Source organism: Corynebacterium sp. HMSC062A03 (assembly GCF_001811145.1).
In the GTDB taxonomy this organism is placed as follows: Bacteria; Actinomycetota; Actinomycetes; order Mycobacteriales; family Mycobacteriaceae; genus Corynebacterium; species Corynebacterium aurimucosum.
Map to the genome: position 1 here is coordinate 142,765 of NZ_KV803652.1, position 10,399 is coordinate 153,163.

Consider the following 10,399-nt stretch of genomic DNA (forward strand, 5'->3'; position numbering starts at 1 on the left):
AAGTGTTAGAGAAATGGTCCCACCGCGCCGACCTTGCGGAAACAGCCATCAATGAGCGTCACGCGCAGGCCGTGTGGGGCTTGCCCCGTACCAACCTTGCCGTGGTGAGTTGGCCACCCACCACCAAGGAATCACTCTTTGTGCATTGGCATTATTGGTGGCAGGCGCATTATCTGGACTGTCTTGTTGATGCGGCCCTGCGCAAAAACACCAAAGCCCGCCGCGCGCGCATCGCTGACACCATCCGCGGCATCCATGTGCGCAATCTCCGTGCGCTGACGAAGAACCGCTACTACGACGACAAAGCATGGCTCGCCCTAGCCATCGCCCGGGCCGGTGAGCTCAAGAAGCAGCGCCCCTACAAGAAGTTGGGCACCCTGCAGCACAACATCCGCGATGGCATCGACACCCAGGTCGGCGTGCTGCCCTGGCGCGAAGGCGAGACCTTCCTCAACGTCCCCTCGAACGGGCCGGGCGCCATCATGCTGGCCCGCATGGGGCGCGTGGACGAGGCCCGCCACATCGTGGACTGGATCTACGATCACTTGATTGACGACGATGGCTTCGTCATGGACGGCATCCGCATGCGTATGGATGGGCAGGAGATCGTCCGCAACATCCACCCCTACTGCCAAGGCGTGGTGCTCGGTGCCTGCTTGGAAATCGTGCTGGCGCTGCGGGAGAAGACCGGCCTGCGATCCGTGGAGGATATCGACTCCGTCCACGAGGCAGAACTCGCCGCGGACATGATGGATTACACCACTCGCATCCGTGGCCTAGTCCAAGCGGTGGCCACGGGCATGGCGACGTACACGGGCGTCATCGACTGGCAGACTGGCGACGGCGACGGCGGCCTCTTCAAGGGCATCCTTGCTCGCTACCTCGCGGACGTGGCGGTCCGCCTGCCGGGCGATTCTCCGGCCAACCGCGCGACGAAGAAGCTGGCCGCTCGCCTCGTGACGGCCTCGGCGGAATCCGTGTGGGAACACCGCCTAGAGGTAGACGGCTTGCCCATCTTCGGTTCCGATTGGACCGCGGATGCGAAGCTTCCCCATAACTACGGTTTCGGCCCCTCGTCATTGAGCCAGAAGATGGGCATTATCCGCGTGGCTGAGCGCGATTTGTCCGTTCAATTGTCCGGTTGGATGTTGTTGGAGGCCTGCACCCGGATTGTGAAGTACAAGTCAGAATCCAAGAAATAGCAGCGTTTCCCCAGGTGGTCGGGGGATTCCTGCCCATGCGGAGCGGTGTTTAAGTGAGGTCACATCGCATCTCGCGGCGGAAAACCACAATAACAGGCATACTTGGGTGTTGGAACGTGTTGTTTCGCTGGTTTGTGAGACGGCACGGCTTACTGCACAGCAACTCCAAAGGATGGAATTTCATGCCTATTGCAACCCCTGAGGTTTATAACCAGATGCTGGATACCGCCAAGAAGGGCGGCTTCGCATTCCCGGCAATCAACTGCACCTCCTCCGAAACCATCAACGCCGCTCTCCGCGGCTTCGCCGAGGCTGAGTCCGACGGCATCATCCAGTTCTCCACCGGCGGCGCCGAGTTCGGTTCCGGCCTGTCCGTGAAGAACAAGGTTGCCGGCGCCAAGGCACTGGCTGCCTTCGCTCACGAGGCTGCACAGCACTACGGCATTAACGTTGCGCTGCACACTGACCACTGCCAGAAGGAAGTCCTGGATGAGTACGTGCGCCCGCTGATCGCCTTCTCCCAGGAGCGCGTTGACCGCGGCGAGCTGCCGCTCTTCCAGTCCCACATGTGGGATGGCTCCGCTATCCCGATCGATGAGAACCTTGTGATCGCTCAGGAGCTCCTCGAGAAGGCCCACAACGCCAACATCATCCTTGAGGTTGAGATCGGCGTCGTTGGCGGCGAAGAGGACGGCGTTGAGGCCAAGGCCGGCGCGAACCTCTACACCTCTCCGGAGGACTTTGAGAAGACCGTTGATGCCCTCGGTACCGGTGAGAAGGGTCGCTACCTGCTGGCCGCTACCTTCGGCAACGTCCACGGCGTGTACAAGCCGGGCAACGTGAAGCTGCGCCCGGAGGTTCTGGATGAGGGCCAGAAGGTTGCTGTGAAGAAGCTCGGCCTGGAGGAAGGCTCCCAGCCCTTCGACTTCGTCTTCCACGGTGGCTCCGGCTCCGAGAAGGAAAAGATCGAGGAGGCCCTGCGTTACGGCGTCATCAAGATGAACGTTGACACCGATACCCAGTACGCCTTCACCAACCCGGTTGCACGCCACATGTTCGCTAACTACGACGGCGTCTTCAAGATCGACGGCGAGGTGGGCAACAAGAAGGTCTACGACCCGCGCTCCTACCTCAAGAAGGCTGAGCAGGGCATGGCTGACCGCGTGGTTGAGGCCTGCCAGGACCTGCACTCCGTGGGCAAGACCGTTTCTAAGTAAACCCACACCAACTGGATGACGCTGCTGAGCAGCCGCCGGCGCTGAGCGGCGTCATCACATGCCAACAAGCCATCCCTCACCCACGAGGGGTGGCTTTGTTCATCCAACCCCGCCGCCAGAACGCGTAAAATACCGGAGTCATGGAAGCGCAAGAGTCATCGTCGAGTTCGTCAAGTACCGTCAAGCGCGTTCGCAAAACTACCCGCGAGCAGCTGCGGTTGGTGGATAAATCCCTCAAGGCGCGTCTCACGCGTATCCGCAACCGGCTCGTGTTTATGCTTCAGTGCACCCTCGGTGCGGGCTTGGCCTTTTACGTGGCACACGACTTCTTCGGCCACGATCAGCCTTTCTTTGCCCCGATGGCAGTCATTATCATTCTTGGGCTATCCGGCAGCGATCGCCTCAAACGCGCGGTGGACATGTCCATCGGCGGCATCGTGGGTGTTTTGGTGGGCACGTTGCTTGTCGACGCCCTCGGCACCGGCCCCATCCACATGACCATCATCATCGGGTTGGCCCTGATTATCGGCTCCTTTGTCACCAGCTCGCAGCTGGTGAGCAACCAGATCGTCATTGCCGCCATCCTTATCGCCACCATCCTTCCCCCGGAAGAAATGGGCGGCATCTCCCGTGCCATTGACGCCATCATCGGCGCGGTCATTGGCCTCACAATGATTGTGCTGATTCCCTCCTCGCCCTTGCGCGCGGGCCGCTCGGAAGTCTCGAAGGTCTTAGGCATTACCTCCCTGGTCCTTTCCGACGTTGCCAAGGGGCTGGAAGAAAATGATCCCGAAACCATCACTGAGGCCCGCGACGCCGTGCGCGGCACGCAGGATGACATCAACAACATGCTCAACGCCACCAAGGGCGGCGCGGAAACCGCACGTTTGTCGCCCTTCCTGTGGAGCACGCAGCGCACCGTGCGCTCCCTGGAGCGCATCCTCACTCCTGTTGACAACATGGTCCGCGGCACCCGCGTGCTCTCCCGCCGTGCGCTTGTTCTCGCCGAGGACGGTGACCAAGCCACCGCCGAGCAAGTTGAGATCATCGACGAACTTGCTGAAATCACGATGGAGCTCTCTGACCTCTATACCCACCAAACAGCGCATGAGCGCCGCGTGGATGAAGCCCAAGCAATTCCGGAAATAGTCAACCGCTTACGCCAGCTGGGCGCCCGCTGCTCGATGGACATCGCCGGCGAGGAAGCAGTGCTCTCCGCCTATGCCGTACTGGCCCAGACGCGCTCCATCATCGTGGACCTGCTCATGGTGTGCGGCATGTCCCGCGAGTCAGCCGTGGCGCAGCTCGTGCCCACCTCCAAGCACCCGGCCTATCCGCCGGAGGTGTGGGAAGAGAACTAGGGCTAAAACTAAGGCTCAGACGTGCCGTCTAGGGCCGCACTATCTGTAGGTCTCGCAGGTGACGGTAAAACGTCACTCGCTTGACCGGCCGCTTGGCGCGGACTCCATCGACGCTGACGCTTAGCGACGGCCCCCCGGCCTGCACCGCCCTGCCCTGCACGACACTAGCTGGGTCGAGCTGCCCCGGCTGGGCAGGCTTGCGCAGTCGGGCGAAGAGCCCGCGGCGCGGCGCTGCGTCCGCCTCAAAACTCGTTACCGCCTTCGCCGCCACGATGCCTGGCGCGTCAGTCATGGGTACTAGCTTTGCCCCGAAGACCTCCTTCTCACGGTCTGCGCGCAGTAGTATGGCATCGTCGACGATAATTTCCCCGGTGATTTCCTCATTCGACCATTCCGCAATCGTTGCCGAACCGGCCACGGCAAGGCCCGCATCATTGCGGATGAGCGGCACCGGCTTGGCCGGGGCGGTCAGGGCAAAGGAGAGCGCCTCTTCGACAACCGCGACCTGGTCGGCGAGACTCTGGTCGGTTTCGTGTGTTTTCAGGCCCCAGTTCATCGCAGCGGTGGAGTACTCGCTGGTGGGGACGAAGCCCACCTCGGCCCACAGGTAATCCGCTCGCATCATGCGGGTCAGTACAGCGCTAAGCGCAGCATCGTTGCCGATCACCACGATGCGCAGCGACTCGTGCAGGAATGGGGCTTGCGGTGCTGGCCCCGGTGCGCCGAGATGGCTCACATCTGGCTGCGCGGCAATCTCATCCAGCGATGGGGTGGGGTCCTCCGGCAGGATTTCCTTGGCCAGTGCATCAATAGCCTTCAGCTCTTGCCGACTGGGAACCTCCGCGACGCAGAAGTGCTCGATACGTATTCCGTGCCGGGCAGTCTCAGTGAGTGCAGTGGTATGAGCGTCGGCGAGGTGGCCGCCGCAGTCTAAAAGCGCACAGATCATACAAGAAGCATAGAAGCGTTGGCAGAGCTTGGCTAAAAAGCTCCTTCAGCGACGTACAAGCAGCGGAGCTTTCCCCGGAAAAGTAGTGCACATCACATTCTGTCAGTAGGCTCCAAGGCAACGCCAAACTTCTTAATACTCAACTCTTCCACTCAATTCTTCTTTGTCTAACAGCTGGAGGTAATCACCATGTCCGCCCGTATGACAACCCTTGCGCTTGTTTCCACCGCTGGTCTCTTGATGAGCTCGTGCAGCTTCATCGGCGGCTCCCTGACAGAACCCGAGGAGCCGGCATTCACCGAGGCCGCCGCTGAGTCGACGACGAGTTCTGCGGCGACTACTTCTTCTAAGGCCACCTCGACGTCCAGCAGTGCATCCTCCTCAAGCGCCAACGCTGACTGCGACGAGAAGCAAGAACTCGAGGACACCAAACTCAGTAAGGTCCTAGAGAATGAAGAAGCCTACGTGAAGGGATCCACTGAGAAATTTGAAGACGTGAGCATCGGTGAGGATGAATATGATCCCTGTAAGTTCCTCAGCTACGTGGTGCTGGAAGGTGAGTTTGATGGGGAGGATGTCAAGGTTCCCGTCTTCTTTTCCAAGGGCGATCTCAGAGACGAGGATGCCCTCTTCATCACGTCCTCTTCTTTAGAGGTGAAGGAGGATGGTGAGGGGTATACCTATGAGTCCAAGACCGAAGGTGACATCGTCGGCGTCGAGGGCAAAGTAAACAAGCGTCCGGGCACCGAAGCCACGTCCATGGAAAATTCCTTCGACGGCGTGAACTCGGACATCTTCTTTATTGACGTCAAGTCAGAGCCCACCGACTCGGCGGATCTAGCCCAGGATGAGGAGGATCTCCGCGGCGAAACGCTCTTCGATATTTCCGCTGATGGCTGGAACTTGGTGTGCGGTATTGATGCGTCTGAAAAATCCATTGACTGTGCACATGGCGATGGCGGAGCCTGGGTCGTCAAAAGCGATAAGACTAACCTGCCGGAAGATATGGAATTCGATGTGGTGAGCCTCCGTCCGCTGGAGGGAGAAACCAGTTTCAACCAGGGCGGTGTCGACAACCTCCCAACTGATGGCAAGAAGATCGAAAGCAACGGTCTCTACCGAATTGGCGTCGATGACATCGAAGCCCAAATTGCCGTTGTTGACGATGGCGTCATTATCAGCACCCCAAACAATTCGAGGTTGATGTTCACCAATGACACTATCTTCATCGAAGAGAAAGACAAGGGCGACGGTGCTAATTCAAACACCGAAACCGCTTAGGAGGGCTTAAAGGAGATTCGAGACGAACCTCTCCCCGGTGTGACGGCGCATCATTTCCTGACGAGCTTGTCACAAACTCAACACTGCACCAATATGGCGGGTAAAGTAGGTGCGTATTTGACTTCAATAAATAGGAAGTGACACCAAACATGGCAGCGATCGTCATCGTCGGCGCCCAGTGGGGCGATGAAGGCAAGGGCAAGGCTACTGACATTCTCGGCGGCAAAGTCGATTACGTAGTGAAGCCCAACGGCGGTAACAATGCCGGCCACACCGTCGTGGTCGGCGGCGAGAAGTACGAGCTGAAGCTCCTTCCCGCCGGCATTCTCTCTGAAAACACCACCCCGGTCCTGGGTAACGGCGTGGTGATTAACCTGGAGGCCCTTTTCGATGAGATCGATGGCCTCGAAGCCCGCGGCGCTAACGCGTCGCGCCTGAAGATTTCCGCCAACGCGCACCTCGTGGCGCCCTACCACCAGACCTTGGACCGCGTGCAGGAGCGTTTCCTGGGCAAGCGTGCCATCGGCACCACCGGCCGCGGCATCGGCCCGGCCTATGCCGATAAGGTCGCGCGCATCGGCATCCGCGTGCAGGACATCTTTGATGAGTCCATCCTGCGCCAGAAGGTAGAGTCCGCCCTGGACATTAAGAACCAGATGCTGGTGAAGATGTACAACCGCAAGGCTATTGAGCCGGAGCAGGTTGTGGATTACTTCTTGAGCTACCGCGAGCGCCTGCGCCCAATGGTTATTGAAGCCGAGCTGGAACTGAACCAAGCTCTTGATGAAGGCAAGCACGTCCTGATGGAGGGCGGCCAAGCTACCATGCTGGACGTTGACCACGGCACCTACCCGTTTGTGACGTCCTCGAACCCGACTGCCGGCGGCGCTGCTGTGGGCTCCGGTATTGGCCCGACGCGCATTACTACCTCCCTGGGCATCATCAAGGCCTACACCACCCGTGTCGGCGCTGGTCCTTTCCCTACGGAGCTTTTCGACAAGTGGGGCGAGTACCTGCAGACCACCGGCGGCGAAATCGGCGTCAACACTGGCCGCAAGCGCCGCTGCGGCTGGTACGACTCTGTTATCGCCCGCTATGCCACCCGCGTCAACGGCTTCACGGATTACTTCCTGACCAAGTTGGATGTGCTCACCGGCATCGGTGAGATTCCTATCTGTGTGGCTTATGACGTTGATGGCAAGCGTTACGACGAGATGCCGCTGACCCAGTCTGAGTTCCACCACGCCGAGCCCATCTTTGAGACCATGCCGGCCTGGGACGAGGACATCACTGGCTGCCAGACCTTCGAGGAGCTCCCGCAGAAGGCACAGGATTACGTCCTGCGTCTGGAGGAACTCTCCGGCTGCCGCATCTCCTATATCGGTGTCGGCCCCGGCCGTGACCAGACCATCGTGCGCCATGACGTCATGCAAGACCAGTAAGGCGCAGGCCGGTCCAAGATAAACCAACCTTAGGAACTGCCTAACGGCGACGGCGTTCCGTAGAAACAGTGCAACAACCACCGCCTCGTTTCTCCCACAGTATCGTGGACACAATTGTCGATATGCACGATACGGGGAGAGCGGGGCGGTTTGTGTTTCTGTGACAACATTTGTGCGCTCAATATGCCCTGCTTGGCGGCGCCTCCCGCAATCCCACCTGGCACAGCCTTGTATAAAACACCCCCGTTAGGAGTGCATTCCTGGGGCAAATGCTGCCAAAGTGACAATGTGATCTATTCAACAACTGCAGCCGCGTGTCGCAGTTGTTTGAAAAGAGCAGGTCAAACATGTGCTTTTTCTGGTCGACGACAGAAAGCTCCGTTCATGAAATTTTCAGGATGCCGTACGGTTTCTTTAATTCGTGAATGGGGCTAACATTGGAAGCTAGTTTGTTCATAGACCTTTGGGACCTCTGACCTTCTTCCAAGGTGTCTGAAATGAGCTGCTCTCGGTTGCGTAAGCCGGTTTTATCCCTTGCGCGGTCACGTCTCCCTAGCGTGATCACTCTTTCAAGACTTAAGGAAAGGACTTCTTGGTATGAACAAGAAGGAAATTAAGAGTACTGCTGTGCGCCGTCGCGGCACTACCATTGCTGCCGCTGCTCTCTCCGTGGCGCTGGTGGCGCCGTTTGTACACCCAGTTGTTTCCCCGCAGTCTGCAGCAGAAGCTCAGGCTCAGACTTCGGGCACGGTTGCTGCTACTCCGGTTACGGATCCGACCAAGATTATTGAAGCGGATGGTATCGCCAACGGTTACATCGGTAGTCGCTTTGATATGACCAACGCGCTGGCTACGCTCTCTGGTGTTGTCGGCCTGAAAGAAACGAGTGCGTCGAGTTCCCTCAAGGGGACTATGGGCATCAACGACGCCACCGTTTACATGCAGTTCAAGGATCGTGACGGCACGATTTCGCCGATTTTCTCCACGAAGTCTCACCAGCTTGGCAGCTCCAGCGGTAACTACGTGTTTGATCTTCGTGCGAAGGGCGAGGATGGCAACCTGCTTTCCCACCCGGACAGCGAGGTTCCGGGTGGTGAGTACTCTTTCGTCGATGCGAACGGCAAGCCGCACCTCTTCCGCGCACTCCGTGGTCAGGAATACCGCATTTGGGTCGATTCTCCGCTGAAGAACGAGGAAACCGGCAACGACCTGACTTACGTTCGCCAAGCTGGTGGCGGTGTGCCCGGTGCGTGGGCGCCGGTCACCCAGGGCACCGCAAACGGCGCGTTCTACTTTGAGAACTACAACATGCAGCGTACCGGTGTCTTCTTGGAAGAGCGCGCGCCGAGTGTTGACGAGAAGTCCTACATGGTGAGCCCGGACTTTTCCATGGATGAGGAAGGTTGGGCCCAGCCTTCCGGCACTAAGGCTCCGCGTTTCTCTTACTTTGGTCGCGTGTGGTCTGACGCTGAAGGCGGACCTGACCGTAATGAGACCGGTCCGCTCTACTGGTGGAAGGGCGATCAGCCGATCGAGGGTGCAAAGGTCTACGCCTCTGTGCTTTCCGACGAGGGTGTTGCCGAATTCGAGCGTCTAGCCATTGCCGATAAGCCATACCGTGAGCAGGCTGCCGCCACGAAGAGCATGATCGAAAACATGCGAGCTAACGGCAAGGAGCCGATCCTTAAGACCGTTGGTGCCGAAACCAATGCGGATGGCCGTTACACGATCCGCATGGGCGATGACATCGGACGTCGTATGAAGGATTACACGTACATCTGGGCTGAGAAGGACGGTAAGGTCCTCAACTCCTTCAGCGGCTTCCCCACGCCTGTCTTCCAAAGTGTAAATGCCAACTCGGGTGAGAACCCGAACTCCGACGGCGCAGTTGGCATTGCAAGTTTTACCAACCACCGTTGGTACAACATCAACTTCGCTGAGGTTCAGGCCGACATCGTTAATTTGGACATCGTTAATTACGATTCCTTCCTCAACCCGGCAGACCTTCCGGAAGGCATCAACAACCTTGAGCCGGCGAACATCAAGTTGACGGGCGCGCTGCCGTTCTCCGGTAACAACAAGATCCGCTGGATTGGTCCGGACGGTAAGCAGATTGGTGAAGACTGCGCGGTCGACACCCTAGCGGACGCAGCAAACTGCTCCCTGGCTCCCGAAGATTTCAATAACCCGGGCACCTATGTCGCACAGCTGGTGAATGCTTACGATGTCGTGGTTGGTCAGGATTCCTTCATTGCGGTGGATAAGGTTCGCCAGAACGGTGAATTTGAGCCGCAGTACGAGGACGCTACTGTTCCTGCCGGTAAGAAGACCACAGTGGATGCTCCGAAGGACAAGGACGGCCAGGAGATTCCGGAAGGAACCACCTTCGAGCCGGGCGGTCAGGTGACTGATCCGGAGGGCAACAAGGTCGACAAGCCGGAGTGGATCACGGTTAACCCGGATGGCTCGATCGAGGTCGAGCCGCCAAAGGATGCGAAGCCTGGCGACTACACGATTCCGGTCGTCGTGACCTACCCGGATGGTTCCCGCGAGACCATCGAGGCCAAGGTCACGGTTGAGAAGCCGGATGCTCCGGAATCCAAGAAGACCACCGTTGATGGTGATGTGAAGCCGGTCGATCCGTCGAATGATCCGCAGGACACTGGTGTCAAGGTCACCAACCCGGATGATGACACCAAGATCTCTGCTAAGGATGAGGATGGTAAGGACGTCCCGGTCGAGATTGACGAGGACGGCAAGGTCATCGTCACTCCGGGTACCGACGTTGACGGCCCGATCACGGTGACCATTACGGATCCGGATCTGCCGGACGGCAAGGTTGATGTTGAAGTTCCGGTTAACGGCCACGAAAAGGGCAAGGACGACAACGGTTCCGAAGAGACTCCGGCGCCAGATGCTTCTGTGGTGACGGATAAGGTCACTGTTG

At 58.6% G+C, this 10,399-nt stretch carries 7 protein-coding genes; 6 read left to right on the forward strand and 1 reads right to left on the reverse strand.

Going from position 1 to position 10,399, the window contains the following annotated elements:
- Nucleotides 1-2 precede the first annotated feature (2 nt).
- The 3 genes from HMPREF2781_RS04500 to HMPREF2781_RS04510 all read left to right on the forward strand — a co-directional run bounded on the left by HMPREF2781_RS04500 (nucleotide 3) and on the right by HMPREF2781_RS04510 (nucleotide 3,780).
- Entirely contained in the window at nucleotides 3-1,202 is a 1,200-nt protein-coding gene (locus HMPREF2781_RS04500; RefSeq protein ID WP_010188694.1) for a glycoside hydrolase family 76 protein, read from the forward strand.
- A 182-nt stretch (nucleotides 1,203-1,384) separates the two neighbouring features.
- Nucleotides 1,385-2,419, forward strand: coding sequence for a class II fructose-bisphosphate aldolase (gene fbaA / locus HMPREF2781_RS04505; protein ID WP_010188696.1), 1,035 nt, complete (start codon nucleotides 1,385-1,387; stop codon nucleotides 2,417-2,419).
- A gap of 140 nt (nucleotides 2,420-2,559) precedes the next feature.
- Entirely contained in the window at nucleotides 2,560-3,780 is a 1,221-nt protein-coding gene (locus HMPREF2781_RS04510) for an FUSC family protein (protein ID WP_070644549.1), read from the forward strand.
- A gap of 28 nt (nucleotides 3,781-3,808) precedes the next feature.
- Here HMPREF2781_RS04510 and HMPREF2781_RS04515 read toward each other — a convergent pair whose 3' ends face one another.
- The gene (locus HMPREF2781_RS04515; RefSeq protein ID WP_070644550.1) at nucleotides 3,809-4,729 is read right to left on the reverse strand and encodes a hypothetical protein; all 921 of its coding nucleotides are present in this window, start codon (nucleotides 4,727-4,729) and stop codon (nucleotides 3,809-3,811) included.
- Nucleotides 4,730-4,918: 189 nt separating this feature from the next.
- On the opposite strand from HMPREF2781_RS04515, the gene HMPREF2781_RS04520 reads away from it, so the two are divergent.
- The 3 genes from HMPREF2781_RS04520 to HMPREF2781_RS04530 all read left to right on the forward strand — a co-directional run.
- Nucleotides 4,919-6,010 carry a hypothetical protein gene (locus HMPREF2781_RS04520; RefSeq protein ID WP_070448049.1) on the forward strand — a complete coding sequence of 364 codons (1,092 nt, stop codon included), beginning with the start codon at nucleotides 4,919-4,921 and terminating at the stop codon, nucleotides 6,008-6,010.
- A gap of 149 nt (nucleotides 6,011-6,159) precedes the next feature.
- A complete protein-coding gene (locus HMPREF2781_RS04525) occupies nucleotides 6,160-7,452 on the forward strand; it encodes an adenylosuccinate synthase (protein WP_070644551.1) in 1,293 nt (430 codons plus the stop codon).
- A 597-nt stretch (nucleotides 7,453-8,049) separates the two neighbouring features.
- On the forward strand, nucleotides 8,050-10,399 hold a 2,350-nt coding region (locus HMPREF2781_RS04530), incomplete at its 3' end, for a Rib/alpha-like domain-containing protein (RefSeq protein ID WP_210386001.1).